A 26638-nucleotide genomic window follows, 5' to 3' on the forward strand; every position below is an offset into this window, starting at 1 on the left:
TGACCGAGGCGCTGATCTTGACCGAGGGCTGGCCGTTCTCGGGGATCAGGCGGAACAGAACGGTTTCGGCCTCGCCCGCCGCCGCTGGCTGAATGGAAATGCTGGAGCGCAGCCGGCCCTCGCGATCGACGATCTCGAGTCCGCTGCCGCGCAGGATGCCCGAGCCGTCCTGTGCCTTCGTCGGCAGAACCTGCGACAGCCCTATCCCCGCGAGCAAAACCAGATTGACCGCAGTCAATGCGCCAAGAACCGCTTCACGCCCCATCATCGTTCCTCCCGTCTTGAAACCGATTGGCGCCGCCTTCGTGGGACTTCAGCTCCCGGGCGAGCCAAGCTCTCCTGCATCCCAGAACTGGTCGAGCCATAGGTTGAGCCGCAGGAAGCCGGCATTGCTGACGGTATAGACGCGCCTTGTGCCTTCGGCCTTGGCGTTGACCAGTCCGGCCTCGAGCAGCACCTTCAGATGCTGCGAAACCGCCGGGCGCGAAACCGGCAAGCCGGCGGCCAGTTCGTTGACGGTCTTCGGGCCGCGCCGGAGCTCTTCCAAGAGATAGCGCCGGTTGGGATCGGCAATCGCCATGAAGGCGTCGGAAAACATCATGCTTTATTTGTGAGGCAAAGCCTTTCGAATCTCAACCGTCGGTTTCATCTTTTCTGCGCGGGTCGAGTCGCAGCGCCTCCGGCGTGAGCGAGCGGTCGGCCGGCTGTGTCGTGAAGGCGTCGCGGTTTTCGATCGGCACCGGCGCGCGGCGGCTGATGCGCAGCAGCGTGTAACCAGCCAGGCAAAGATGCGCGAGCGCGGTCGCCAGGAACATGCCTTCGGGACGCATCCAGCCCATCAGGCCGGCGGCAAGCATCGGTCCGATCATCGTGCCGAAGCCATAGAGCAGCAGCAGGCCGCCCGATACTTTGACGAAATCCTCCGAGCGCGCATGGTCGTTGGCATGCGCCACGGCGATCGAATAGAGCGTGTAGGCGAAGGCGCCGTAGGCGGCTGTGCAGACAATGACGAAGACGCCGGATCGCGGTTCGAACAGGAAGATGGCGATGGCGAACAGCGCCGCTCCGAAGGCAGCGCCGGCAAGCACGAAGCGGCGGTCCGTCTTGTCGGAGAGGCGCCCGGCCGGAAGCTGCATGGCGGCGCCGGCAACGACCACAAGGCTCATCATCAGCGCGATCTCGGCGGTGGAAATGCCGATGCGGGCGCCATAGACGGCACCGAGCGTGCCCCAGGCGCCGTTGGCGATGCCGATCAAGAGGCAGGCGATCGCCGACACCGGCGAATTGGCATAGAGGCTCTTGACGTCGAGCTTGACGTCCTGCAGCGGCTTGGGGAGCGAAGCCGTCGAGACCGCGGTCGGGATCAGCGACAGGCAGAACAGGATGCCGGTGATCATGAACAATGAGGCCGATTTCACGTCGCCGCCGGCAACGATCATCTGGCCGCCCATGATCGAGGCATAGGTGACCATCATGTAGAGGCCGAAGACGGTGCCGCGGTTCTCATTGGTGGCCTTCTCGTTCAGCCAGCTTTCGATGACCATGAAGGCGCCGGCCATGGTGAAGCCGGTGAAGGCGCGCAGCAGGATCCAGGTATATTCATCGATGATCAGGCCGGTCAGCAGCGCGACGATCGCTCCCGACGCGGCAAAGGCGCCGAAAGCCCTGACATGGCCGGCGCGGCGCACGATGCGCGGGGCAAAGAAGCAGCCGGTGACGAAGCCGCCGGCCCAGGCCGTGCCCATCAGGCCGAGCGAAGCGGTCGAGAACCCTTCCAGCTGGCCGCGCAACGGCAGCAGCAGGCCGTGCAGCCCGGACGCCGCCAGCAGGAAAGCAGTGCCGCGAAGCAGCGAGAGGATCGGTCTGTATGTTGCGAACATTTGCTGATCCGGGCTGGAGCTTGGGTGCGGGGTCGGAAGACAATTGCTTTCAGGCTTTTCGGCGGCGCTTCCGCACCGAAACGATGCGCGGAAACTATCCGCGGCGGAACAGCGCCTCGGCCGCCGACTTGGTGGTGCCCTTGGCCTTGAGTTCAGCCTCCAGCCGCGCGATCTCCTGGCGCAGGATGCCGATCCGCTCGGATAGTTCGTCGACCGAAAGCAGCGCTAGGTCCTGGCCGATCTCGTGCGGGCGCGCTTTCTTCTTGGGTTCGTCGTCGAAGATCGCCATCGTCGCTCCTCCCTGGTGAGGTGAATTGCGGGTTCGCTACATCAGTTTGGCCATTTGCCTGATTTGGCAATCAGCATACATAGGGCAGGGGTGCTGATGCAAACAGCCGGCAATTAGACCGGCACGGGACAGTTCATGGCGAGCGCACAGAAAATTCCGGCGAGGATGACGGCCATTGCAATCTCCGAACCCGGCGGGCCGCGGGTGCTGAAACCCGAAACACGCGATGTGCCATTGCCCGGCCCCGGCGAAATCCTGATCCGGGTGCGCGCCGCCGGCGTCAACCGGCCGGATGTGCAGCAGCGCAAGGGCGCCTATCCGCCGCCGCCCGGCGCGTCCGACCTGCCCGGTCTGGAGGCAGCAGGCGAAGTGGCGGCCCTTGGCGACGAGATATCGCGCTGGCGCGTCGGCGACCGGGTCTGCGCGCTGACGCCGGGCGGCGGCTATGCCGAATATGTCAAGGTTCATGCCGGCAGCGTGCTGCCGCTGCCGGCCGGCTTTACCCATACCGAAGCGGCGGCGGTGCCTGAAAACTACTTCACCGTCTGGCACAATGTGTTCGAGCGCGGGGGCTTGAAGAAAGGCGAGACGCTGCTTGTCCACGGCGGCTCGTCGGGCATCGGCACCACCGCGATCCAGCTTGCCTCGGCCTTCGGCGCCTACGTCGTCACCACCGCCGGAGCCAAGGAGAAATGCGACGCCTGCCTGAAGCTTGGCGCCGACCGGGCGATCAATTACCGCGAGGAGGATTTCGTCGCGGCGGTCAAGGAGGCGACCGGGGGCAAGGGCGCCAACGTCATCCTCGACATGGTCGGCGGCGACTATGTGGCACGCAACTACGAGGCTGCGGCGATGGAAGGCCGCATTGTCCAGATCGCCACGCAGGGCGGGGCGGTGGCCAGCGCCGATTTTTCGAAGATCATGGTCAAGCGGCTCGTCCACACCGGCTCGACGCTCAGGCCGCGCACCATCGAGTTCAAGGCGGCAATCGCCGCCGCGCTGGAGGCCCAGGTGTGGCCGTTGCTCGGCACGCGCAAGGTGGCGCCCGTCATGGACATGATCTTCCCGCTCAAGGAGGCGTGGCGGGCGCATGAGCGAATGGAAGACGGCGAGCATATCGGCAAGATCGTGCTCGACGTCGGCTGACGCATCGGAACAAGCCGCGCGCCAACAAGCTGAACAAAAGCTTAATGGTGCAATGCAACAATTGCATTGCGGCCATGCAAAAGCGTCTGTTCAATTCCTGGGCAGCGATGCCTATTTGAGTGGCATCGAAACGAATGATCCAACCAAATGGAGGACTGCCATGAACCCGATCCGCGCTTTCCGTAACTGGCGCATGTACAATGAGACCGTGCGTGAGCTGAACAAGCTCAACGCCCGTCAGCTCAACGATCTCGGCATCAACCGTGCCGACATCGAGAGAATCGCCCGCCAGGCGATTTGATTTCGGGCAGGTCCGACGGAAAAGGCCGGACCTGCCGAAAAAGCCAGAGCCGCCGCTGACAGTTTTTCGTCGCCGGTTCCGAGCCCGCTGGACGCAAGTCCGGCGGGTTTTGTCATTTGGTGGCAGCCGACTGAGCGCGTCGGCAATCAGTGGTTGACCCCAGTTTTCAGCATGGCATTTTGGTCGCGCGGGAATCGGTCAGTTGTGGGAGCGATCCGGGCCGGCAATGCATTAACTGCGAAAAAGGCTCCACGCATTCCATGTTCGATCATCTTACGGACAAGATCTACGAAGCCGCCTTCGTCCCGGATCTTTGGCCGGACGTGCTGGAGGAGATCGATGCGGTCTCGGCCTCGGTGGCGGGCGCCGTGTTTCTGTTCGCCGACGAGCAGCCCGTGCGCGGCAAGTCGGTCGAGCCTCTGCAAGACTTGCTCGGCGAATTCCTGACGAGCGACACATTGCAGTTTTCGACGGTGGTCTCGCGCATGTGCGCGGTGCAGCCGGCAAGCTTCGTCGATGTCGAAAGCTTTTTGACGGCCGACGAAATCGCGAGCGATCCTATCCGCATACGCTTGCGCGCTTTCGGCATTGGCGCACACACCTGCACCGCCATACCGATGCCCAGCGGCGAGCTTGCGATCTTCGTGTTTCAGCGACGGCTTGGCGAAGGCGCCTACGATCAAAAGGGCCTTGATGTACTGGACGGCCTCAGGCCGGCGCTGGCGCGTGCCAGCCTGATCGCCGGGCGCCTTGGCCTCGAACGTGCCGAGGGAACGGTTGCCGCCATGACGGCCATGGGGCTGCCGGCGGCCATCCTTTCATCGAAGGGGCGCGTGCTCGCCTCCAATGCGATGCTTGAAGCCATGTCCTCGCTGTTCCTGCCTGTCGCCTTTGGCGGCATGGCGATTGGCGACGCGCAAGCCAACCGGCTGTTTCAGCAGGCCATCATCGCCGGGCGCAGCGAGACCGAGCCATCGGTTCGTTCCATACCCGTGCCCGCAAGCGAAAACCGACCGCCGATGATCGTCCATGTCCTGCCGCTGCGCCGCGCGGCGCACGAGATCTTCTCGGGCGCGGACATATTGCTTGCGGCAACGGCAGTGAGCGCCAGCTCAGTCGTGCCTTCGCCGAACCTGCTTGCCGGATTGTTCGATCTGACGCCGGCCGAGGCGCGGTTGGCTTCGGCGCTCTCGCAAGGGCAGCCTTTGAAGGATGCGGCGGCCAGTTCCAACATTACGGTGAAGACCGGCCGGACATATCTCGAACGAATCTTCGCCAAGACCGGAACCCGCCAGCAAAGCCAGCTCGTGGCGTTGCTTAAAAGCGTCGACTCTTTTCGATGACGACGATGCCCGCCTTGAGGCCATGGCGCTTGCTCGAATGACGTTGCGAAATGGCAAGAGAGCGGTTATACAGGCCGCGAATTTCCCATTTTGGTGGCACTAAAACCACCGCCCGCGCGGGAACGCGGGCGAACGAGAAGGATATTTCATAATGGCCAATACGCTGCTGATGCCCAAGGCGACCGCCGTCTGGCTGGTCGACAACACCGCGCTGTCCTTCGAACAGATCGCGCAGTTCTGCGGGCTGCATCCGCTCGAGGTCAAGGCGATCGCCGACGGCGAATCGGCGCAAGGCATCAAGGGCATGGACCCGATCATGACCGGCCAGCTGACGCGAGACGAGATCGCGCGCGCCGAGAAGGAACCGAACCATCGGCTGAAGCTGTCCGACCCCAAGGTGCGGGTGCCGGAATCCAAGCGCAAGGGTCCGCGCTATACGCCGCTGTCGAAGCGCCAGGACCGACCTAATGCCATCCTGTGGCTGGTGCGCAACCATCCCGAGCTGAAGGACGCGCAGATCGCGCGCCTCGTCGGCACCACCAAGTCGACGATCGACCAGATCCGCGACAGGAAGCACTGGAACTCGGCCAATTTGCAGCCGATGGACCCTGTGACTCTGGGCCTGGCCTCGCAGATCGACCTCGACATGGAAGTCAACCGCGCCTCGCGTGGCCGCGAGCAGGCACAGCCGGCCGGCGACACGCTGCTGCCGGCGGCGTTGACCGAACGGCTGGTGCCGGCACCGGAGAAGCCGAAGGACGAGGATGCCGAACTCGACGCCAGCGCCGTCTTCGCCAAGCTTTCGGCGCTTAAGTCGAAGGACAAGGACGAGGAAGCGGACAAAGAGTAAGCCGATGTCCGTCGCGGTTACCGGCCCGCAGCTCTCAAGAAAAAAAGCCCGCTCCGAGCGGGCTTTTTTCTTGGTATCAGGTTCGCCCGGCGCGGTCACGCGACATGCCGTAATCCTCGCTGCGTTCCACCGCGCGATAGAAATCGGCGAGCTGCTTGCCGCGCTCCGGCTTGAAGACGCGGCCGGCAATCACCACCGAGGCGATGCGGTCGATGCGGAAGGCGCGGAAATCGTCGCGCATCTCGCACCAGGCGACCAGCGTCCACACCTTGCCCCAGAACCACAGGCCCAACGGCCGGATGTCGCGCGCGGTGCCGCGGCCGGCCTCGTCGGAATAGTCGATGGTCAGCACCTGGCGTTTTTCCACGGCGCGTTCGATCAGGTCGATCGCCTCGCGAGCGGCATCGCTCACCACCCACATCGGTGTGTGGATCTCGGTGCGGGCGATGCGATCCTTTTCGGCGTCGGGCAGCACGGCGCCGATCTTGACCAGCGCCTCGTCGGCGGCGCGCGCCATGGCGGCGCCGCCAAAGGCCCGCACCATGCGGGCGCCGGCGACCAGCGCGACGATCTCGTCACGCGTGAACATCAGCGGCGGAAGGTCGAAGCCCTCCCTCATCATGTAGCCAACGCCCGCCTCGCCGTCGATCGGCACCCCGGTCGACTGCAGGTCGGCGATGTCGCGGTAGATGGTTCGCTCGGAAACTTCGAGCCACGTACCCAGCTTCTGGGCGGTGACCAGACGGCCACCGCGCAGATGCTGCACGATCTGGAAGAGCCTGTCGGCGCGGCGCATCGTATGGTCCCTCGGCGTTATCTCTATCCATGTCGTTGCCCCAAAACCGGTTCCGACTTTTGGGCGGCATGGCATTGTCTTTATGCATGTCGTGGTCCCAAAACCGGTTCCCACTTTTGGGCGACATGCATTATGGCTTCAGCCCTTCGCGCTTGCGCTGCGCGGCGACGAACTCCGCGCCAAAGGACAATTTCCTCGTTGTCGGCGTCTTCGCGTCGATCACTCGCCAGTACGGCGCGATGTCGCTCAGCGACATGCCGCGCTCAAGATCCTCATTGGCAGCCTCGGCCACGGTGCGCAGATGATAGCCGATGGTGACGGGACATGTCACTTCCGCACCGTGCTCGATGGCGAGCGCGCTGCGCAAGGCGCGGACATCCATCTCCACGCCTTCGGGAATCGAACGGATGAAATCATCGACCTGGCGTGCCGTCGGCACCAGCATCGACTGGCCTTCGACGACGTCCGCGACCGTGCGCGGCGACGGCTTGATGCCGTTGATGCCCGGTGTGTTCAGCCTGTCGTTCCAGCTCTTCACCACGCGAATGTTCTCGTCCTAAACAAAAAGGCCGAAACTGTTGCCGTCAGGGTCGAGGCAATAGGCGAATGTGCCGGCCGGAATGGAGATCGCCGGCGAGACGACCTGGCCGCCATTCTGCGTCACCCGTTCCATGGCGTCCTCGATGGGCGCGGCCACCGACAAATGGATGGTCGGGCCGGTTCCAGGCGCTGCCGGCTTTCCGGGATAGACGTGGCCCGATGCCATCCGATCCTGCGCACTGAACATGGCGATAGGGTTCGGGCCACTTTCCTCGAGCGCCAGATCATTCCCGAGCACCGACGCATAGAAGGCGCGGGCGCGCGCCATGTCGGTGACAGGAATCTCAAACCAGGCCGAGGCTTTTGCAGGAATGGAGGCCATATCTTTCTCCTGAACTTGCTGCTTTATCGCACGCAACTCCTGACAACATACTGTCAGGAGCCTTCAGCAGCCCCCGCCACCTACATCTGGGGACTGCGGCGCCGGTATCCAGTCTCGGCCCGCAAAAACACCTCAGTTGTCGTTCCTGCGGCCGCTGGCGTACATGTCCGGCCAGCCAATGTCCTTGCGGATGCTCAGAGGCAACTCGTTCATGAACCGCTGGGTGCGGATCTCGTTGCGTATCGTCCGGATCTTGCCGACATAATGCTGCACGCTGCGCAAAATCGTAAAACCGTTCATGGCTACCTCCTATGTTTTGATGGAGGCATCATCGCACACCCCTGCTGACAGCAGTCTGTCAGGAGGGTGCAGGGTCTCCAAAGGTCTTGCCACTCCCCGCTCATCGACGGGAGGCAAGGCAGCCCTTTGGGGCTTCCGATCGTGCCGGTCGGTGACGCTGATTGTTCACCGCAGGCATCAGCGAGAGGGACGTTCGTTCAGTCTGCGGCGACGGACTGTCGGCATTCGCGGACTTCAGCGGCGGGGCCGGGGTTCTGATATTGAGGGTGAGAGTTCAGAGATCAGGGAGACGACAATGAGCCTGCAACTGACAGGAATCCACCATCTGACCGCCATCACCGCGAACGCACCCGGAAACCTTCATTTCTACACCGGGGTTCTGGGCCTGCGGCTGGTGAAGAAGACGGTCAATCAGGACGACACGTCAGCCTATCACCTCTTCTATGCCGACGCGCAGGCGACGCCCGGCACCGATGTTACCTTCTTCGACTGGCCGGTCGGCCGCGAGCGGCGCGGCACCAACAGCATCGTCCGCACCAGCCTGAGGGTGGCCAGCCCGGAAAGTCTGGCTTGGTGGAAAGAACGGCTGAACGGCGAAACCATCGCAACGGGAGAGATCGGCGACATCGGCGGCTATCCGTCGCTGGATTTCGAAGACCCCGAGGGCCAGCGCCTGCGTCTTGTCAGCGATGGCGGCAAGGGCGACAGCCACCCGTGGACACAAAGCCCCGTTCCGGCCGAGCACCAGATACGCGGGCTCGGCCCGATCGTTATCAGCGTTCCCGACCTCACCAACACGGAGGCGGTGCTGACCAGGGTGATGAATATGCGCAAGACGCGAGACTATGCCTCGCCGGACGGCGAGGGCCGGGTCCATGTCTTCGAGATGGGAGAAGGCGGGCCTGCGGCGGAACTTCATGTCGCCGTGCAGCCGGGCTTTGCGCCGGCACGGCAAGGCGCGGGCGCGGTCCACCACGTCGCGTTCAGGGCGCCCGACCAGGAGACGTTGCACAAGTGGACGGCGCGGCTGGCCGAGTTCCGTCTGCCGTCAAGCGGTGAGGTCGAACGATACTACTTCCGCTCACTCTATTTCCGTGAGCCGAACGGCATCCTGTTCGAGATCGCGACCGACGGACCGGGTTTCACCGCCGACGAGCCGCTGGAGACGCTGGGCGAAAGGCTGGCCTTGCCGCCCTTCCTCGAACCGAGGCGGGCCTCGATCGAGGCCGGCCTGAAGCCGCTGGCATAGCGCCTCCTCAGGAACAGGCGCCAAGAGCACTTTGACAGCCGGCCGCGATGCTGGTCAAACGCGGCATGTCGAAACTCCTCGCGCTCGTCATCATCGCCATGATGGTCATTCAGCTCATCAAGCCGCTCGGCTGGCCGGGGCTGAAGCGGCGCAGCGATTTCTGGAAGCTGGCGCTGCTGGCCATGGCGGCGATTTCGATAACGGCGGTGCTGGGGCATTGGACGTAAAGCCGAATTACTTGGCCTGTCGCGATCACGCGTTCAGCACCAGGTCGACGAGATGTTCCGCCCAGGCCCGATAGCCGGCTTCCGAGGCATGGAATCCGTCGGAGGCAAAGCCGGCTTCCGGGTCGGTGATCGGCAGGCGCGGCGCCGGAACCGCGCCACGCTCGAGGCAAAGGCGCTCGCCCATCCGGTTCATCTCGACGGCGCGGATTTCAAGGATCTTGCCGAGCAATGGCGGCATTGCCGGCGCGCGGGTGAATTCCAGCACCGGCGACCAGACGACACGCGCCTCCGGCCATTTGGCGCGCAGCGCGTAGAGCAGGCCGCCGAACTCCTTCTTGAAGCGTGGCACCGAGTGGAAGTTCTTGGTGTCGTTGGTGCCGATGGCAAGCACGATATGCGTCCACGGATCGGCCGACAGATTGGGCAGGACATGGTCGCGGATCTGGCCCGAGGTCGCGGAATTGAAACCGGCCGCCCGCCAGCGCACGGCCTGACCCGTGCGTTGCGAGATCAGAACAGCCAATTGCGCGGCGAGCCCGTTCTCGGAATGGCCAATACCGACCGAAGCGGCCGAGGAGTCGCCCAGCACCAGCAACGAAATTATCGGCGCCTTGCCCGATATCTCGTGCATGACCGGCCCCTGCGCCGGCAGCATGCGGGAGGTGCGGCGGCGCACGCCGAGCCCCTGCCAGACATAGACAGGATAGGCAAGCCAGGTGAGGAGGGCTGGAAGGCGCTGCATTGCAACAGCCTTAGCGCATGTGAAGCCGCAGGTGAACGACCCAGCGGCTGCCTGTGGTGTCAGCCGCAACAGCTCTCCTGCGATTTCGACTTGTCCGCATATTCGTCATGCAGTCGCACCCAGTCCATCAGGCCGTGATAGGGGCCGGTTTCGTTGCGGCCCTTCGGCGTCATGTCGAGATAATGGTAGGCGCCGATAAGCGGGTCGCCACCGCGGGCGCGTGTCATGAAGGTCAGGAAGATGTCGCCGGCCTCATCCCGATAGAACACGCTGGCGCCGGGGAGATCCTTCGATTTTCGCGCGCGCTGCTCGAAATTGTAGGTGGTGTCGCCGGCCGCGATCTGCTTGTCGGTGAAGGAAACCTGCATGTCGAAGTTGAAATCCGAGGCGTAGGACGACACCCAGTCGAACTTCCAGCCCATGCGCTGCTTGTAAGGCAGCAGCTCGGCCAACGGCGCCCGCGCCACCACGACCAGCGATACGTCGTGATGCCTCAGGTGCTGGTTGGCGCCGTCGATGTGGTCGGCGAGGAAGGAACAGCCTTCGCAGCGGTAGTCGGCGCCCGGCCCGAACATGAAATGGTAGACGATCAGCTGGCTCTTGCCGGCGAACAGGTCGGCCAGCCTCTTCGGCCCCTGTTCGGTCTCGAATACATAGTCCTTGCGGAACTTCAGCCAGGGCAATTCGCGGCGTTCGGCAGCGATGCGATCGCGAAACCGCGTCAATTCCTTCTCGCGCGACAGATGTGCCTTGTGCGCCCGGAACCAGACCTCGCGTGAAACGGTCTTGTTGTTTGGCATGAGCCTGCTCCTCTTTTCTCCCAGAGGACGTTCGGCAGGGGCGCAAGCCGACAGGTTTTCTCTCTTCTTTCCGATTTAGGTCTGCGACGGGGGCTCCAAACAAAACCCGGGCACATCGGCCCGGGTCCAACAATGCGAGAAATTTCGGTCAGGCGGCCTTTTCCAGCGCCGGTTGCCATTTTCCAAGTGCCGCCAGATGGTTCATGTGGGCGCGATGGGCGAAGGCGGCCTGGCCGGCGGCGACATTCGCCGCCTTGCCGCTCCATGCCTTCTGCGGGGCCGCCTGCAGGGCGCGGCCATAGGAGAAGGTCAGCTTCCACGGATGCGGGCCGATGGCGTTGATGGCGTTGAGGTTGGCGGTCGCTTCCTCGTCCTCCTGGCCGCCGGAGAGGAAGGCGATGCCCGGCACCGCCGCCGGCACCGTCTCGCGGAACAGTTTTATGGTCTTCTCGGCGACCTCCTCGGGGCTGCTCACCTTGCCCGATTTCTTGCCGGCCAGCACCATGTTCGGCTTCAGGATGGTGCCTTCGAGGACGACACGCGCGGCATGGAGTTCGGTATAGAGTTTTGTCAGCGTGGCCTTGCTGATCTCGTAGCAAGTGGCGATGTCGTGGGCGCCGTCCATCAGCACCTCCGGCTCGACGATCGGCACGATGCCGGCCTCCTGGCAAAGTGCCGCGTAGCGGGCCAGCGCATGGGCGTTGGAGCCGATCGAGGCGGCGGAAGGCACGCCCTTGGCAAGGTCGATGTCGATCACCGCGCGCCATTTGGCGAAGCGGGCGCCCATCTTGTAGTAGTCGGCGAGGCGCTCGCGCAGGCCGTCGAGGCCCTCGGTGATGGTGTCGCCGGGAAAGCCGGCCAGGGGCTTGGCGCCGGCGTCGACCTTGATGCCGGGGATGGCGCCTGAAGCCTTGATGATGTCGACCAGCGGCGTGCCGTCGGCGGCCTTCTGGCGGATGGTTTCGTCATAGAGTATGACGCCGGAAATGTACCTGGTCATCGCCTCCCTGGCGCGGAACATCATCTCGCGATAGTCGCGGCGGCTGTCGGCGGTCGATTCGACGCCGATCACGTCGAAGCGCTTCTTGATCGTGCCGGAGCTTTCGTCGGCGGCAAGCAGACCCTTGCCGTCGGCCACGATCGCGGCGGCGATATCCTCGAGACGTTCGCTCATTGTGGTTCTCCCTGAATTGGTCCGCGCCTAGCAGAACATTAGCGCGAGGGAGGTTCAAGTCGAACCGTTGCACCGGGGCAAGCGCGAATCGATTGAAAGTCGCGAGCGCCCCTTCAGCGCCCTCGTTTCAGGGCTTCAGCGCGTCGACGCCGGGCAAGGGCTTACCTTCCATCCATTCCAGAAAGGCGCCGCCGGCGGTCGAGACATAGGTGAAATCGTCGGCGACGCCGGCGTGGTTGAGCGCCGCCACCGTATCGCCGCCGCCGGCGACGGAGACCAGTTTGCCGGCCTTGGTGCGCGCCGCGGCGTGCCTGGCCGCCGCAACCGTGGCATGGTCGAACGGTTCGATCTCGAAGGCGCCGAGCGGGCCGTTCCAGACCAGCGTCGCGGCGCGGTCGATCCAGTCGGCAATGGTCTTCACGGTCTTTTCGCCGACATCGAGGATCATGCCGTCGGCCGGCACCTCCGATATGGCGACGGTCCGGCTGGCCGCACCCGGTTTGAATTCCTTCGCGACAACGCCGTCGACCGGCAGGATGATGGCGCAGCCGGCCTCTGCCGCCTCGATCATGATCTGCCTGGCGGTGCCGGCGAGGTCGTGCTCGCAGAGCGATTTCCCGACATCGGTGCCGCGCGCGGCAAGGAAGGTGTTGGCCATGCCGCCGCCGATGACCAGCGCGTCTACCTTCTTCACCAGATTCATCAAGAGGTCGATCTTGGTCGAGACCTTGGCGCCGCCGACGATGGCGACGACGGGACGGACCGGATTGCCGAGGCCTTTCTCCAGCGCGTCGAGCTCGGCCTGCATGGTGCGCCCGGCGAAGGCCGGCAGAAGCTGCGCCAGCCCTTCCGTCGATGAATGGGCGCGGTGCGCGGCGGAAAAGGCGTCATTGACGAAAATGTCGCCATTGGCGGCGAGCTTTTCGGTGAAGGTCGGGTCGTTCTTCTCCTCGGCCTTGTAGAAACGGGTGTTTTCGAGAAGCAGCACGTCGCCCTTGTTCATGGCGGCGACGGCGCTTGCGGCTGTGTCGCCGATGCAGTCGGACGCAAAGCCGACGGGGCGGCCAAGCACCTCCGCCGTCGCCCTGGCGATCGGCTCGAGCGAGAATTCGGGGGTCGGACCATCCTTGGGGCGGCCGAAATGGGCAAGCAGGATGACCTTGGCGCCCTTGCCGGACAGCTCCGTGATGGTCGGCGCGATGCGTTCGATACGGGTGGCGTCGGTGACCTTGCCGTCGGCGACGGGAACGTTGAGGTCGACACGCACCAGCACGCGCTTGCCGCCGATGTTGCCGATGTCGTCCAGTGTATTGAAGCCGGCCATGCTGATCCCTTTCGCGAAAAATCGCCGGGACCATACCCCGCGCCAACGACGATGCAAGACCCGCGGCCGGGCCTGATGGAAAATATGAGCGCCGGCCGTCCGGGTCGGAGTGGTCAGTTCTCGGTTGCCGCCTTTTCGACGACGGGTTCCGGGGCCGGCTTCGCGTCCGCCTGTGCCTCGGCAATTGGCGTCTCGGCAATCTGCGCTTCGGGCGGCTTGCGCCAATTGCGGACGAAGGCGGCGATGCGGTCGCCGATCTCGCCGGCGCTGAGGAACACCGGCACCCGCGCCACGGGTGCGGTCGGCTCGAAGGAAAGACCAAGGCCCGTGATCCTGCCCTTGTCGTCGACGTCGCGAACGATCAATTCGATCGGGCCAAGCAGCACGCGGTCGGCATATTCGGCATGGCCGCCGAGCCGTGCCGTCACCAAGGCGCCGACGGTCAGCTTGCGTTCCTCCTCGGTCAAGCCCGGCGCATATGCTGCTTCCAGTTCCGCGGCCGAGCGCGCCGGGTCGACGGCGAAGGCGCCGAAGAAATCCGCATCCTCGGGATCGACCACGGCGCGGCTGGCGAACAGCTTGTCGAGCAGGCGCGGATAGCGGTCCGGCACGAAGATGTAGACATGGTCGCCGGCGGCCAGCCTGCCCATGTCCTGGAAGCGCATCGAGCGACCGTCGCGCAGCACCAGCGAGGGCCGTGCCCAGCGCGGAATGCGCTCGCCGCGCGCCACCGGGCTGCCGGGCGCCACGCGGTAGGCGAGCAACTCGTGATGGGCTGAACCCGGCAGTTCGAGCTCGACCTTGTCCAGCGGCCCGAGGCGAGCCGGCACGATCAGGCCGAGGCGGCGCGCCAGCGGGCCGACGGTCCATCCCTGCACGACCAGCGACACCAGCACGACGATGAAGGCGATGTTGAAGATGATACGGCCGTTCTCCAGGCCGCCGAGCAGCGGGGTGATGGCGAGCAGGATCGACACGGCGCCGCGCAGGCCGACCCATGAGATGAAGGCGATCTCGGGGCGGGGCAGGCGAAATGGGATCAGGCAGACCCAGACGGCGATCGGCCGGGCAACGAATATCAGGAACAGGCCGAGCAACACCGCGGGCACCAGGATCGCCGGAAATTGCGAGGGCGTGGCGAACAGGCCGAGGATCAGGAACATGATGATCTGCGCCAGCCACGACATGCCGTCCTGGAAGCGCTTGAGGATGGTGACGGCACGGATGTCGGAATTGCCGGCAACCAGGCCGGCGAGATAGACCGCGAGAAAGCCGGAACCGCCAATGGCGCCGGCGGCGGCGAACACCATCAACGACAAGGTCAGCACGAAGATCGGCAGCAGGCCGTGATCGAGATTGAGCCGGTCGACGAGGCGCACGATGGCGAGGCCGCCGAGCACGCCGACAACGGCACCAAGCCCCATATTGATGAGGAAGCCGAGGAAAAGATCGGTGACCAGCATCTTGGCTTCAGGGTTGGCGCGAGCCGCGATGATCTCGACCAGGGTGATCGTCAGGAAAATGGCGATCGGATCGTTGGTGCCGGACTCTACCTCGAGCGTGGAACGCGTGCGTTCACGCAGATTGATCTCGCCGGCACGCAGCAGGAAGAAGACCGCTGCCGCGTCGGTCGAGGCGACGGCGGCGCCCAGCAGGAAGGATTCCAGCCAGGTGAGATCGATAAAATAATGGGCGGCGGCGCCAAACAGGCCGGTGGTTATCAGCACGCCGAACGTCGCCAGCGACAGCGCCGGTCCTGCCGCCTGCCGCAAGGCGTTGAGCGGCGTGCCGAAACCGGAATCGAACAGGATGACGGCCAGCGCCAGTGAGCCGGCAAAATAAGCCAGCCGCGCATTGTCGAACTCGATGCCGAGGCCGTCGGTTCCGGTGGCGAGGCCGATGCACAAAAACAGCAGCAGCAGAGGGGCGCCGAAGCGGAAGGCGATCAGGCTCGAAAACGCGGCGGCAACGACGAGCGCGGTGCCGACCAGCGTCACGAGATAGATCGCATGCTCCATCCGAATTTGCCCCTCACATTCGTGTCCCTCTCGAATTACGGGAGAGTGAGGCGAAGACGTGACCAGTGCAAGGCGGGAGGGTGGCTTTTTGGCCTATGTCCTAACTTTCGTCATCCCAGGGCGGAGCGACGCGAAGCGGCGCGATGACCCTGGGATACATGCCATAACATCGACCGGAGAGTGCTACGGAGCAGAATTGTGCACCACAGCAGCACTGCGAAGTCATGGCATGGATACTATGGTCTGCGCCGCGTCGCTTCGCTCCTTGCTTCGCCATAGGATGACGAAGTGATGAGTGCGCCTTGCCTGGGACCCTGACGAAAAACGCCCGGACGGAGCCGGGCGTTTGAAGTCGTCAGACGACGGTTCGTGATCAGGCGATGGTCTTGCCGAAGGCGACAGCGGTGTCGGCCATGCGGTTCGAAAAACCCCATTCATTATCGTACCAGGACAGCACCGAAACGAAATTGCCGTCCATCACCTTGGTCTGGTCGAGGGCCATGATCGAGGAATGCGGATCGTGGTTGAAGTCGATCGAGACGTTCGGGTGATGGGTGACGGCGAGGATGCCCTTCAGCTTGCCGTTGGAGGCGGCGATCACCGCTTCGTTGATTTCCTGCACGGTGGTCGAACGCTTGGCGATGAACTTGAAGTCGACCACCGAAACGTTGGGGGTCGGCACGCGGATCGAGATGCCGTCGAGCTTGCCCTTGAGATCGGGCAGCACCAGGCCGATCGCCTTGGCGGCACCGGTCGAGGTCGGGATCTGCGACAGGGCCGCGGCGCGAGCGCGGTAGAGGTCCTTGTGCATGGTGTCCAGCGTCGGCTGGTCGCCGGTGTAGGAATGGATCGTCGTCATCATGCCCTTTTCGATGCCGACGGCTTCGTGCAGCACGGCCGCCAGCGGCGCCAGGCAGTTGGTGGTGCAGGACGCGTTGGAGATGACGATGTGGTCCTTGGTCAGCTTGTCGTGGTTGATGCCATAGACGACGGTGAGGTCGGCGCCTTCGGCCGGGGCCGAGACGATGACGCGCTTGGCGCCGGCGGTCAAATGTGCGGCGGCCTTGTCGCGCGCGGTGAAGATGCCGGTGCATTCGAGCGCGATGTCGATGCCGAGTTCCTTCCACGGCAGTTGCGTCGGATCCTTGATCGCGGTGACCTTGAACGTCTCCTTGCCGACGGTGATCTTGTCGCCGGAAACCGTCACTTCATGCGGGAAGCGGCCATGCACGCTGTCATAGCGCAACAGATGCGCGTTGGTCTCGACCGGGCCGAGGTCGTTGACGGCGACGATGTCGATGTCCTTGCGGCCGGATTCGTGGATGGCGCGCAGGATGTTGCGGCCGATGCGGCCAAATCCGTTGATGGCAACTCTGACGGTCATTTTTCTCTCCCTGGGAGCTGGAAGGCAGACAATTGGTCCGCAGCTTCATAGCGGCGGAGACGGAAAGAATCCAGCCGCGGCGACGTGGATTTAAATCGATTAGGTTAGGCCAGCCCCGCGAAATCGCTTTGCTCGATTTCGCGGGGCCTCGATCCCTTACTTGCCGTGCAGGCGGGCTTCCGCCGCCTTGGCCGCGGCTTCGGCGGTGATGCCGAAATGCGGATAGAGCTGTTCGATCGAGCCCGAAGCGCCGAAGCCGGTCATGCCGATGAAGATGCCGTCGATGCCGATGAGATGATCCCAGCCCTGGCGGATGCCGGCTTCGATCGCCATCTTCACCGGCGCGTCGCCGATCGTCTTCTTGCGGTAGGCTTCGCTCTGCTTGTCGAACAGTTCGAAGCAGGGAACCGAGACGACGCGGGTCGGGTGACCGTGCTTCTCCAGCAAGTCGCGGGCAGCAAGCGCGATCTCGACCTCGGACCCGGTGGCGAAGATCGTCACCGCCGCCTCGCCGCTGGCAGCGGCCAGCTCGTAAGCGCCCTGGCTGCTCAGGTTCTTCGCCGAGTATTCGGTGCGCACTGTCGGCAGGTTCTGGCGGGTCAGCGCCAGCGTCGACGGCGTGTTCTCCGTCTCGAGGGCCAACTGCCAGCATTCGGCGGTCTCGACCGCGTCGGCCGGGCGGAAGACATTGTGGTTCGGAATGGCGCGAAGTGCCGCCAGATGCTCGACCGGCTGGTGGGTCGGGCCGTCTTCGCCGAGACCGATGGAATCGTGGGTCATGACGAAGATCGAGCGGATGCCCATCAGGCAGGCAAGCCGCATCGACGGGCGAGCGTAGTCGGAGAAGCACATGAAGGTGCCGCCATAGGCGATGAGGCCGCCATGCAGTGTCAAACCATTGAGTGCCGCGGCCATGCCATGCTCGCGGATGCCGTAATGGACATAGCGCTGGCCGTAATCGTCGGGCGTGATGTTCTTGGTCTGGCTGGTCTTGGTGTTGTTGGAACCGGTCAGGTCGGCCGAGCCGCCGATGGTTTCAGGCACCGCGCCGTTGATGACTTCCAGCGCCATCTCCGACGATTTACGGGTGGCGACCTTCGGCTTGTCGGCCGACAGCTTCTTCTTGTAGTCGGCGATGACGGCGTCGAAATTGGCCGGCAGCTTGCCAGCGATACGGCGCTCGAATTCGCCGCGCAGCTTGGCGTCGGCCTTGGCGAGGCGGCCTTCCCAGTCGGTGCGGGGCTTGGCGCCAGCCTTGCCGGCGGTGCGCCACGCGTCGAGGATGTCGGCCGGAATCTCGAACGGAGGCGAATCCCAGTTGAAGAACTTCCGCGCGCCGGCAATCTCCTCGGCGCCGAGCGGCGAGCCATGCGCCTTGTTGGTGCCGGCCTTGGTCGGCGCGCCGAAGCCGATGATGGTCTTGCAGGCGATCATCGTCGGCTTGTCGGAGTGGCGGGCGGCTTCGATGGCATAGGCGATCGCTTCGGGGTCCTGGCCGTCAATGTGGCTGGCGTTCCAGCCGGAGGCCTGGAAGCGGGCGACCTGGTCGGTGTTGTCGGCCAGCGATACCGGACCATCGATCGAGATGTTGTTGTTGTCCCAGAAGACGATCAGCTTGTTGAGCTTGAGGTGGCCGGCAAGCGCGATGGCCTCCTGAGAAACACCTTCCATCAGGCAGCCGTCGCCGCACAGCACATAGGTGTAGTGGTCGACGAGGTCGTTGCCGAAGGCGGCATTCATGATGCGCTCGCCGAGCGCGAAGCCGACCGAATTGGCGAGGCCCTGGCCGAGCGGGCCGGTGGTCGTCTCGATGCCCGTGGCATGGCCGTATTCGGGATGGCCTGCCGTCTTCGATCCGAGCTGGCGGAAATGCTTGATCTGGTCGAGGGTCATGTCCTCGTAGCCGGTCAAATGAAGCAGCGAATAGAGCAGCATCGACCCATGGCCGGCCGACAGGATGAAACGGTCGCGGTCGGGCCAATGGGGGTTCTTCGGATCGTATTTCAGGAAGCGCGTGAACAGCACCGTGGCGATGTCGGCGCAGCCCATGGGCAGGCCGGGATGGCCGGAATTCGCCTTCTCGACGGCGTCCATGGAGAGAAAACGGATCGCATTGGCCATCCGGTCATGTTGTTCACGCGACGTCATGGTTCCTCCGGGGTGGGGGTTCGGGGCCTTGGGAGAGGCCTTGGAAAGGGTGCGCGACACATAGCAGGCGCGGCTCTTGAGTCAACAAATCGGTGCGTTTTTGCCGGTCTTGTGATGCCGCAACCCCGCTACATTAGCGTTAGCAGGGGACAGTCGCGAGAGCTTTATTGACGTCGCCTTCACACGGCGCGTAATGTTTCCCACATAACGCGTTCTGAACGTGAATGATTCGGTGATGGGCAGGGCGCAGGACGAAAGCCATGACCGGGGAAACGACGCTTAAGGAAGTTATCGCCAGGCTGGGTAAAGCCATCGAGGGGCTGGAAAACGCCGTGGCGGCCAAGCTCGAGAACGAGCGGGACTATTCGGAGGCCGAGGCCGAGGTGCAGCGCATGAACGCCGACCGCTCGCGGCTGGCGCAGGAACTCGACAATTCCGAAGCGCGCGCCGAACGGCTGGAGGATGCCAACAAGGAAGTCTCGCGCCGGCTGGTGACCGCCATGGAAACCATCCGCGCCGTGCTGGACAGATAGGGGCTGGCCCAATGGCACAAGTCACGGTTTCCATCGACGGCAAGCAATATCGCATGGCCTGCGACGAGGGCCAGGAAGAGCATCTGATCGACCTCGCCGAGCGCTTTGATCGCTATGTCTCGCATCTGAAGGATTCGTTCGGCGAGATCGGCGACCAGCGGCTGACGGTGATGGCCGGCATCATGGTCATGGACGAGCTTTCCGAACTGCAAAAGCGCGTCAAGGGCATGGAGACGGAAGTGCTGACGCTGCGCAAGACGCGCGATGACGCGCTGACCAAGGCCGACAAGAACGACAGCGTGCTGACCGGCGCGCTTGGCGCGCTGGCCCAGCGCATGGAGGATCTGGCGACGACGCTGGCGGTGAAGAAGGCCTGAGCCGGCGGGTCGCCATTAGAGCGACGTGCGTCCATTCGGAAAATACGCTCTAACACTTTGACTCTTCGCATCGTGCTTTCCGAAAATCGATTCCGATTTTCGGGCCGATGCGATGGCGGCAGATATTCCTGTTGCATTTGCCGAAAAATGACAAAAATTTTGCGCCACCGACAACGATGCCGGTGGCAACAGGCGTTTAAAGGATGACGCCGGAGTGGTAAAAGCGCATAATCGGCGCTTGCGCTCAGTGCCGGCCACAATCCGCAATCACAGGGGTAGGGACACGCCATGGGCCTTCGTATCAACGACATCGCACCGGATTTCACCGCCGACACCACGCACGGGCCGGTCAGCTTCCATGAATGGATCGGTGACGGCTGGGCTGTGCTTTTCAGCCATCCGAAGAATTTCACCCCGGTCTGCACCACGGAGCTCGGCACGATGGCCGGGCTGGAAGGCGAGTTCAGGAAGCGCAACGTCAAGATCATCGGCATTTCCGTCGATCCGGTCGAAAACCATGCCAAATGGCAGGACGACATCAAGACGGCGACCGGCCATTCGGTGCAGTATCCGCTGATCGGCGACAGGGATCTCAAGGTCGCCAAGCTCTACGACATGCTGCCGGCGGGCGCCGGCGAGACCTCGGAAGGCCGCACGCCGGCCGACAACGCCACGGTGCGTTCGGTCTACGTCGTCGGTCCCGACAAGAAGATCAAGCTGGTTCTCACCTATCCGATGACGACCGGCCGCAACTTCGATGAGATATTGCGCGCGCTCGATTCCATGCAATTGACCGCCAAGCACCAGGTGGCGACGCCGGCGAACTGGAAGCAGGGCGAGGATGTCATCATCACCGCCGCCGTTTCGAACGAGGATGCCGTCAAGCGTTTCGGCGCCTACGAGACGATCCTGCCCTATCTCAGGAAGACCAAGCAGCCTTCTGGCTGACCCGCGCTTCGGAACAGTTTTTGGCTTTCTTGCTCTTGCGAGGCAAGTGATGCTTGACTGACCCACCCGAGTGGACAACCATACTCCTCTCGGGTGCCGGGAGAGAAAAACATTCCTGCCGGGCGTTGGTTTGAGGAAGCCGAAATTGCACGTAGCTTTGGCGAAGCCACAGGTCAGCGGCTTCCATGACAAGCCGACGGGGGCCATCCAATATGTCGTCGCCGACCAGACGACGAAGCGATGCGCCATCATCGACCCGATCCTCGACTTCGACGAGAAATCCGGGGCAACCGGCACGAAGAGCGCCGACGCCTTGCTCGACTTCGTCGGGGACCACGGGCTGAGCGTCGAATGGATACTCGACACCCATCCGCATGCCGACCATTTCTCGGCGGCGCACTATCTCAAACAGCAGACCGGAGCGCCAACGGCGATCGGCGACAGGATCGTCGACGTCCAGGCATTATGGAAGGCGATCTACAACTGGCCGGATTTTCCCGCCGACGGTTCGCAATGGGACAGGCTGTTCGCCGAGGGCGAGACCTTCCGGATAGGAACCCTTCCCGTCAGGGTACTCTTCTCGCCTGGCCACACGCTGGCCTCCATCAGCTATGTAATCGGCGATGCCGCCTTCATCCACGACACGCTGTTCATGCCGGACAGCGGCACGGCGAGAGCCGATTTTCCCGGCGGCAGCGCCGAGCGGCTGTGGCGCTCGATCCAGGATATCCTGGCGCTGCCGGAGGAGACGCGCCTGTTCGTCGGGCATGACTACCAGGCCGGCGGGCGCGAAGCGCGATGGGAAAGCACGGTCGCGGAGCAGAAGGCCGCCAACATCCATGCTGCAGCCTACCGGACGGAAGCCGAATTCGTCGCCTTGCGTGAGGCGCGCGACAGGACGTTGCCGATGCCGAGGCTGATCCTGCACGCGCTGCAGGTCAACATGAATGGCGGCCGCCTGCCGGAACCGGAAGCCAATGGCCGCCGCTATCTGAAGTTTCCGCTGGATTGCCTTTGAGGGGTTGTCTCCGCGGCGATTGGTGCTGCCTGTCGGCACTCGCTATTCCGGATAGGGCCGTCAGCGAAACTGCCGATCTCCCCCCTTGCGGGGGAGATGCCTGGCAAGGCAGAGGGGGTGCTGTCCCTCCGACCTGTCAACCAATCACAGCCGTGCCTTCAACCTGGTTTCCGGGTGAAAACAGCTGACGTCGAAAGTTGGCGATCCTTCGCACCCCCCTCTGTCCTGCCGGACATCTCCCCCGCAAGGGGGGAGATCGGATGCCGCTTTGGCTTTCGCTAACCGCCAACGTTGGAAGGCAGCATGAGGGGCAGCGCAGACGTCAGTCAGAAACACCGAAGAGACAGTTCACAGCAGTCGGCGGAACCCATAAAAAACGGCGGCGCCAGTTTCCTGACGCCGCCTTCTGTTTCATTACCGATGCTGGCGTTACGCCGCCGGCTGTGCCTCGATGGTGCGCAGGGCCTGCATCTGGCGCTTGGCCGCGGCCTTGACCGCGTCCTGGACCTTCTCGAAGGCGCGCACCTCGATCTGGCGCACGCGCTCGCGGCTGATGTCGAACTCGGCCGACAGCTCTTCCAGCGTCAACGGCTCCTCGGCGAGGCGGCGCGCCTCGAAGATGCGCCGCTCGCGGTCGTTGAGCACGGCAAGAGCGCCGGACAGCATGCCGCGCCGGTTTTCCAGCTCGTCCTGCTCGATCAGCATCTCTTCCTGGCTTTCGTGGTCGTCGACCAGCCAGTCCTGCCATTCGCCTGATTCACCTTCGCTGGCGCGGATCGGCGCGTTGAGCGAAGCGTCGCCCGACAGGCGGCGGTTCATCGACACGACTTCGGCTTCAGAGACGTTCAGCCTTGTGGCGATCTCGGCGATCTGGTCGGGCTTCAAATCGCCGTCGTCGAGCGCCTGGATCTTGCCCTTCACCTTGCGCAGGTTGAAGAACAGGCGCTTCTGGTTGGCTGTCGTGCCCATCTTGACCAGGCTCCACGAGCGCAGGATGTATTCCTGGATCGAGGCCTTGATCCACCACATGGCGTAGGTGGCGAGCCGGAAGCCACGCTCCGGTTCGAATTTCTTGACGGCCTGCATCAGGCCGACATTGCCTTCCGAGATCACTTCGCCGATCGGCAGGCCGTAGCCGCGATAGCCCATGGCGATCTTGGCGACGAGCCGCAAATGGCTGGTGACGAGCTTGTGCGCAGCCGTGGTGTCCTCATGCTCGGCATAACGCTTGGCGAGCATGTACTCTTCCTGCGGCTGAAGCATCGGAAAGCGGCGGATTTCTTCCAGGTAGCGGCTGAGGCCGCCTTCGCCGGAAACGATACTGGGTAGTGACTGGGCCATGATAGCGCCCCCTCTCTATTGGAGTGATGCCCCCGAAACGCGGCGGGCATGTGACGCGAATGCCATAAGGCTCATTCGCGACAACCGATTTATACAGGAACAAAACCAGAAAGCACAGCATTTGTTCAACACGAAACAGTGTGTCACGCCAAAGTGAACAATGCCGGTCAGGTTTTTGCTGATCTGGTTTTTGAATGAATGGCAGGTTTTGAACAGATGGATGGGGGTTCAGAGTTTGCGAAAGCCGTCGACGAGTTCCTCCATGTCCCCCGGTATCGGCGCCTCGAACCTCATCGATAAATGGGTGGTCGGGTGCCGGAATTCAAGAAGGCGGGCATGCAACGCCTGTCGTGAAAATGCCTTCACTAGTCCCCTGAGCGGCTCGGGCAGCCGGTTCGCCTTGGTGCGGAAGGCCTTGCCGTAATCGGGATCGCCGACGACGGGATGACCGATATGGGCCATGTGGACGCGGATCTGGTGGGCGCGGCCGGTCTCCAGCCGGCATTCGACCAGGCTTGCCGTGGCAAATTCCTGCTGCTTTTCGCCAAAACGCTCGACCACGGTGAAATGGGTGATCGCATGGCGGGCATCGTCGCGGCCTTCCGGCACCACGGCGCGGCGCACGCGGTCGGCGGCGCGGCCGAGCGGCGCGTCGACCGTGCCGGTCGGCCTTGGCGGTATGCCCCAGACCAGCGCCAGATAGGCGCGTCTGAGATCGCCGGTCAGGCCGTGGTCGGCAAAGGCCTCCGACAAGGCCTTGTGGGCGCGGTCTGTCTTGGCGACGACCATGACGCCGCTGGTTTCCTTGTCCAGGCGATGGACGATGCCCGGCCGACGCACGCCGCCGATGCCGGAAAGACTGTCGCCGCAATGGTGGATCAGGGCGTTGACCAGCGTGCCGGTCCAGTTGCCGGCGCCGGGATGGACGACAAGCCCCGCCGGCTTGTTGATGACAATCAACTCGCTGTCCTCATAAAGGACGTCTAGCGCGATCGCTTCGCCTTGCGGCTCGGCCGGTTCCGGCTCCGGCATATCGACCGAGACGCGGTCGCCGGCGGCCATCCTGCGCTTGACTTCGTCGACCGGCTTGCCGCCGATGCTGACCGCGCCTTGCCGGATCAGCATCTGCACGCGGCTGCGCGACATGTCGGGACCGAGCTTGCCCGCCAGCCATTGGTCGAGGCGCTGGCCAGCCGCATCGGGGCCGGCTTCCAGCTCTGTCGGTCCGCCCTCTATGAATTGGTCCTCTATCAATTCAGGGGCCTCTTCGTTATGAGCGCTCATCGAAAATTGTTCCGGAATTCTTGCATGGCCAGGCCGCTTGCCGAGGAAGATGAAGAAAAGCCTCTCGACCCCAAAGTCGAAGGCGTGCGGAGGAAACTCGTGCGCTTCATGGCCATCAATCTCGGCCTGCTCTTCCTCGCCCTTATGGTGGTGATCGCAGCGCTTGTCTACAAAGCGCGCAACGCGCCGCCCGCCAGCCCGCTGCCGGCGGGCGATGTCCAGGTGCCACCAGGCGAGCCGCTGACCGGCGACATCGTGCTGCCGGTCGGCGCCAAAGTCGTCAGCCAGTCGCTCTCCGGCAACCGCGTCGCCATCGACGCCGAGCTTGCCGACGGCAGCCGCGAGATCTTCGTCTATGACATCGCGGAACGTCGCATCATCGGGCGCTTCGCAATCCGGAACAGATGACCTCGCTGCAAGAATCAGGGCCGCAACAATGACCGGCTTTGCTGAAAGCCGACGCGTCGCCACAGTCGCGCTCGTGGTCAGGAACTATGGCGAGGCGATTTCCTGGTATGTCGGCAGACTGGGCTTTGTCCTCACCGAGGACGTCGATCTCGGTGGCGGCAAGCGATGGGTCACGGTGGCGCCGGCGAACGGGCAGGGCGCGCGGCTGCTGCTGGCCGAGGCGGCGGACGAGGTGCAAGGAAATGCCATCGGCAACCAGACCGGCGGGCGTGTCTTTCTGTTCCTCGAAACCGACGATTTTGCCCGCGACCACGCGACCATGCTGGAAAAGGGCGTCGAATTCCGAGAGGAGCCGCGCGTCGAGCCCTATGGCACGGTAGCGGTTTTCGCCGATCTCCACGGCAATCTCTGGGACCTGATCGAGCCGAAACGATAGGCCTGCCGACGGCGGATTGTGGCCGCGGCCGGAGTGTCGGAAGCCCAGTTGCTTTTTCCCGGCCGTCAGCCTATATCGCCGGTTCTTGAACGCGCCCATCGTCTAGCGGTCAGGACACCGCCCTCTCACGGCGGGAACAGGGGTTCGATTCCCCTTGGGCGTGCCAAGGATTTTCAATGCACGTATTCGGGCCGGCGCCGAAAGGCATGAAGCGACCGGCGACACGCCCATCAGCAGCAGGCTAGCAACGTGCGCATCAGCGTACGGTGAAAAAACCGCTCGCACGCGCTGCATCGAAGCAGACTTTACTGGGACGAGGGCCCTTTAGTTCAGCTAAAAAAGCGGCGTAGCCACGGTCGTACTCTTTTGTGCCTTGGTACTTGAAGAAATTGTTCATAGAGGAGTACGCGTACGCATTTGGGCACGAGAAATAGGCTGCCATAATGTACCCGCCTTGGTATGCGGCCGACTTAGCGTAGGCATTTGGAGATAGAAGCAAACTTGCACCAAGTGCTGATACCGCAACAACGCGGCGAATACGGCGGCTAATTGTCACTGAATCCCCCCAACATTTATTCAATCGAGCTCTATTTCCGTTGTGGCTGCTAGTCAATGTTCGTGCGTCGAAGCAACCTCATTCCAGATAACATTAGAGCTGCGCCGCGGGCCGCCGGCGCTCGCCGGTTGCGGCCCCGTCCCCATTTAAGCCTTGCCGCCCCTCCGAGCGCGCTGGCGAACTGGAACTGCGGTGCCACGGTTGACCTGCCAACCCTGGTCGGCCGGCCGCGGGCAGGCTGTGACTAGCTCCCGCTAGTCATAGATATTGCGTGTTTATGGAGGAAAGCACAGACTAACTTAGGCTGCAGCGAGGCTCGCGTAACAGCCCTCTCACACCGGGAATAGGGGTTCGATTCCCCTTGGGCGTGCCAAGGATTTTCTGCCAGATGTGATGCTTGCGCAGTAAGGCATGTTGCAGCAAGCTGGCTGCATGAAACAACTAGCTTTGCCCCTTCTCATTTCCGCGTCCCTGATTGCCCAGTGTGGGCCGTCGTTCTCCAAGGACAGGAAGATCACTGGCACCATTCGAGATTTCGAATGTGGCGACAATTGCTATCTGACCATTGTCGACCGTAAGAAGGTGGAGCAAGTCGGCTTGTGTTCGGCTCCCGAGTGCGAAAGCTGGAACAATCAAACCGCGATGCCGTCCCGCTACAAGGGAAAACGCGTGACCGTTACAGTCGGGCAAGGGCAGCAGGTCGATGACAGCGGCAACGTGATGGGAGAGATGATGTCCTTCACGAAGATCAGATTTCTCGACTAGCGATACTGGCATCGGAGGCAATTCGCCTTAGGCGCAATGCCGGCCCGCTTCTGGCGCAGCGGGGCCGATTGCATTAGCA

At 63.3% G+C, this 26638-nt stretch carries 30 protein-coding genes and 1 tRNA gene; 14 read left to right on the plus strand and 17 right to left on the minus strand.

Going from position 1 to position 26638, the window contains the following annotated elements:
• The 4 genes from MESS4_RS06415 to MESS4_RS06430 form a co-directional block, all read right to left on the minus strand.
• The coding region (locus tag MESS4_RS06415; RefSeq protein WP_244441057.1) for a hypothetical protein at nt 1–268 on the minus strand (268 nt) is incomplete at its 3' end.
• A 45-nt stretch (nt 269–313) separates the two neighbouring features.
• Nucleotides 314–601: a metalloregulator ArsR/SmtB family transcription factor gene (locus MESS4_RS06420; RefSeq protein WP_006327950.1), complete on the minus strand. Its 288-nt coding sequence runs from the start codon at nt 599–601 to the stop codon at nt 314–316.
• A 31-nt stretch (nt 602–632) separates the two neighbouring features.
• Nucleotides 633–1880, minus strand: a complete 1248-nt coding sequence (locus tag MESS4_RS06425) for an MFS transporter (RefSeq protein ID WP_006327952.1) — start codon at nt 1878–1880, stop codon at nt 633–635.
• A gap of 94 nt (nt 1881–1974) precedes the next feature.
• Nucleotides 1975–2169 carry a DUF1192 domain-containing protein gene (locus MESS4_RS06430; RefSeq protein ID WP_006327953.1) on the minus strand — a complete coding sequence of 65 codons (195 nt, stop codon included), beginning with the start codon at nt 2167–2169 and terminating at the stop codon, nt 1975–1977.
• A gap of 135 nt (nt 2170–2304) precedes the next feature.
• Between MESS4_RS06430 and MESS4_RS06435 the strand changes: the two genes are divergently transcribed.
• From MESS4_RS06435 to MESS4_RS06450, 4 genes are all read left to right on the plus strand, one after another.
• Nucleotides 2305–3315, plus strand: coding sequence for an NAD(P)H-quinone oxidoreductase (locus tag MESS4_RS06435; protein ID WP_006327954.1), 1011 nt, complete (start codon nt 2305–2307; stop codon nt 3313–3315).
• 160 nt (nt 3316–3475) lie between these two features.
• Complete coding sequence (locus MESS4_RS31790; protein WP_006327955.1) at nt 3476–3616, plus strand: DUF1127 domain-containing protein; 141 nt, start codon at nt 3476–3478, stop codon at nt 3614–3616.
• A 260-nt stretch (nt 3617–3876) separates the two neighbouring features.
• Nucleotides 3877–4959 carry a hypothetical protein gene (locus MESS4_RS06445; protein WP_006327956.1) on the plus strand — a complete coding sequence of 361 codons (1083 nt, stop codon included), beginning with the start codon at nt 3877–3879 and terminating at the stop codon, nt 4957–4959.
• Between the two features lie 151 nt (nt 4960–5110).
• Nucleotides 5111–5809, plus strand: a complete 699-nt coding sequence (locus MESS4_RS06450; protein ID WP_006327960.1) for a DUF1013 domain-containing protein — start codon at nt 5111–5113, stop codon at nt 5807–5809.
• 76 nt (nt 5810–5885) lie between these two features.
• Here MESS4_RS06450 and MESS4_RS06455 read toward each other — a convergent pair whose 3' ends face one another.
• The 4 genes from MESS4_RS06455 to MESS4_RS31795 form a co-directional block, all read right to left on the minus strand.
• Nucleotides 5886–6605, minus strand: a complete 720-nt coding sequence (locus MESS4_RS06455; RefSeq protein ID WP_006327961.1) for a YafY family protein — start codon at nt 6603–6605, stop codon at nt 5886–5888.
• Nucleotides 6606–6735: 130 nt separating this feature from the next.
• On the minus strand, nt 6736–7143 hold the full coding sequence (locus MESS4_RS06460; protein ID WP_081609652.1) for a hypothetical protein: 408 nt from the start codon (nt 7141–7143) through the stop codon (nt 6736–6738).
• Between the two features lie 18 nt (nt 7144–7161).
• On the minus strand, nt 7162–7527 hold the full coding sequence (locus MESS4_RS06465; protein ID WP_006327963.1) for a VOC family protein: 366 nt from the start codon (nt 7525–7527) through the stop codon (nt 7162–7164).
• 132 nt (nt 7528–7659) lie between these two features.
• Entirely contained in the window at nt 7660–7827 is a 168-nt protein-coding gene (locus tag MESS4_RS31795) for a hypothetical protein (RefSeq protein ID WP_006327964.1), read from the minus strand.
• Between the two features lie 295 nt (nt 7828–8122).
• Between MESS4_RS31795 and MESS4_RS06470 the strand changes: the two genes are divergently transcribed.
• On the plus strand, nt 8123–9076 hold the full coding sequence (locus tag MESS4_RS06470) for a ring-cleaving dioxygenase (RefSeq protein ID WP_006327965.1): 954 nt from the start codon (nt 8123–8125) through the stop codon (nt 9074–9076).
• Nucleotides 9077–9123: 47 nt separating this feature from the next.
• The gene (locus MESS4_RS06475) at nt 9124–9303 is read left to right on the plus strand and encodes a hypothetical protein (RefSeq protein WP_006327967.1); all 180 of its coding nucleotides are present in this window, start codon (nt 9124–9126) and stop codon (nt 9301–9303) included.
• Between the two features lie 25 nt (nt 9304–9328).
• Here MESS4_RS06475 and MESS4_RS06480 read toward each other — a convergent pair whose 3' ends face one another.
• The 7 genes from MESS4_RS06480 to tkt form a co-directional block, all read right to left on the minus strand.
• Nucleotides 9329–10045: an SGNH/GDSL hydrolase family protein gene (locus MESS4_RS06480; protein ID WP_006327968.1), complete on the minus strand. Its 717-nt coding sequence runs from the start codon at nt 10043–10045 to the stop codon at nt 9329–9331.
• Nucleotides 10046–10104: 59 nt separating this feature from the next.
• The gene (locus tag MESS4_RS06485; protein WP_006327969.1) at nt 10105–10845 is read right to left on the minus strand and encodes a thioredoxin family protein; all 741 of its coding nucleotides are present in this window, start codon (nt 10843–10845) and stop codon (nt 10105–10107) included.
• 148 nt (nt 10846–10993) lie between these two features.
• Entirely contained in the window at nt 10994–12019 is a 1026-nt protein-coding gene (locus MESS4_RS06490; protein WP_006327970.1) for a class I fructose-bisphosphate aldolase, read from the minus strand.
• Between the two features lie 127 nt (nt 12020–12146).
• The gene (locus MESS4_RS06495) at nt 12147–13343 is read right to left on the minus strand and encodes a phosphoglycerate kinase (protein ID WP_006327971.1); all 1197 of its coding nucleotides are present in this window, start codon (nt 13341–13343) and stop codon (nt 12147–12149) included.
• 113 nt (nt 13344–13456) lie between these two features.
• The gene (locus MESS4_RS06500; protein WP_006327974.1) at nt 13457–15361 is read right to left on the minus strand and encodes a potassium/proton antiporter; all 1905 of its coding nucleotides are present in this window, start codon (nt 15359–15361) and stop codon (nt 13457–13459) included.
• Between the two features lie 373 nt (nt 15362–15734).
• A complete protein-coding gene (gap, locus tag MESS4_RS06505) occupies nt 15735–16745 on the minus strand; it encodes a type I glyceraldehyde-3-phosphate dehydrogenase (RefSeq protein WP_006327978.1) in 1011 nt (336 codons plus the stop codon).
• 156 nt (nt 16746–16901) lie between these two features.
• Nucleotides 16902–18893: a transketolase gene (gene tkt / locus MESS4_RS06510; protein ID WP_006327980.1), complete on the minus strand. Its 1992-nt coding sequence runs from the start codon at nt 18891–18893 to the stop codon at nt 16902–16904.
• Between the two features lie 260 nt (nt 18894–19153).
• On the opposite strand from tkt, the gene MESS4_RS06515 reads away from it, so the two are divergent.
• The 4 genes from MESS4_RS06515 (at nt 19154) to MESS4_RS06530 (ending at nt 21769) form a co-directional block, all read left to right on the plus strand.
• A complete protein-coding gene (locus MESS4_RS06515) occupies nt 19154–19426 on the plus strand; it encodes a DUF4164 domain-containing protein (RefSeq protein WP_006327981.1) in 273 nt (90 codons plus the stop codon).
• 11 nt (nt 19427–19437) lie between these two features.
• Complete coding sequence (locus tag MESS4_RS06520; protein ID WP_006327982.1) at nt 19438–19803, plus strand: cell division protein ZapA; 366 nt, start codon at nt 19438–19440, stop codon at nt 19801–19803.
• 288 nt (nt 19804–20091) lie between these two features.
• Complete coding sequence (locus MESS4_RS06525) at nt 20092–20751, plus strand: peroxiredoxin (RefSeq protein WP_006327983.1); 660 nt, start codon at nt 20092–20094, stop codon at nt 20749–20751.
• A gap of 145 nt (nt 20752–20896) precedes the next feature.
• Nucleotides 20897–21769: an MBL fold metallo-hydrolase gene (locus tag MESS4_RS06530; protein WP_006327984.1), complete on the plus strand. Its 873-nt coding sequence runs from the start codon at nt 20897–20899 to the stop codon at nt 21767–21769.
• Between the two features lie 429 nt (nt 21770–22198).
• Here MESS4_RS06530 and rpoH read toward each other — a convergent pair whose 3' ends face one another.
• Both rpoH and MESS4_RS06540 read right to left on the minus strand, forming a co-directional pair.
• The gene (rpoH, locus tag MESS4_RS06535) at nt 22199–23110 is read right to left on the minus strand and encodes an RNA polymerase sigma factor RpoH (protein WP_006327985.1); all 912 of its coding nucleotides are present in this window, start codon (nt 23108–23110) and stop codon (nt 22199–22201) included.
• A gap of 228 nt (nt 23111–23338) precedes the next feature.
• Nucleotides 23339–24394 (minus strand): RluA family pseudouridine synthase, encoded by a 1056-nt coding sequence (locus MESS4_RS06540; protein ID WP_006327988.1) that lies wholly within the window; start codon nt 24392–24394, stop codon nt 23339–23341.
• A gap of 24 nt (nt 24395–24418) precedes the next feature.
• Here MESS4_RS06540 and MESS4_RS06545 point away from each other — a divergent pair, with 24 nt between their 5' ends.
• The 4 genes from MESS4_RS06545 to MESS4_RS06560 all read left to right on the plus strand — a co-directional run bounded on the left by MESS4_RS06545 (nt 24419) and on the right by MESS4_RS06560 (nt 26559).
• Complete coding sequence (locus tag MESS4_RS06545) at nt 24419–24802, plus strand: hypothetical protein (RefSeq protein WP_006327989.1); 384 nt, start codon at nt 24419–24421, stop codon at nt 24800–24802.
• Between the two features lie 28 nt (nt 24803–24830).
• Nucleotides 24831–25238: a VOC family protein gene (locus tag MESS4_RS06550; protein ID WP_006327991.1), complete on the plus strand. Its 408-nt coding sequence runs from the start codon at nt 24831–24833 to the stop codon at nt 25236–25238.
• Between the two features lie 91 nt (nt 25239–25329).
• Nucleotides 25330–25404: transfer RNA gene (locus MESS4_RS06555), tRNA-Glu, on the plus strand.
• 801 nt (nt 25405–26205) lie between these two features.
• The gene (locus MESS4_RS06560; RefSeq protein ID WP_006327997.1) at nt 26206–26559 is read left to right on the plus strand and encodes a hypothetical protein; all 354 of its coding nucleotides are present in this window, start codon (nt 26206–26208) and stop codon (nt 26557–26559) included.
• Nucleotides 26560–26638: the final 79 nt, after the last annotated feature.

The sequence above is a fragment of the Mesorhizobium sp. STM 4661 genome, assembly GCF_000359125.1.
GTDB lineage: Bacteria > Pseudomonadota > Alphaproteobacteria > Rhizobiales > Rhizobiaceae > Mesorhizobium.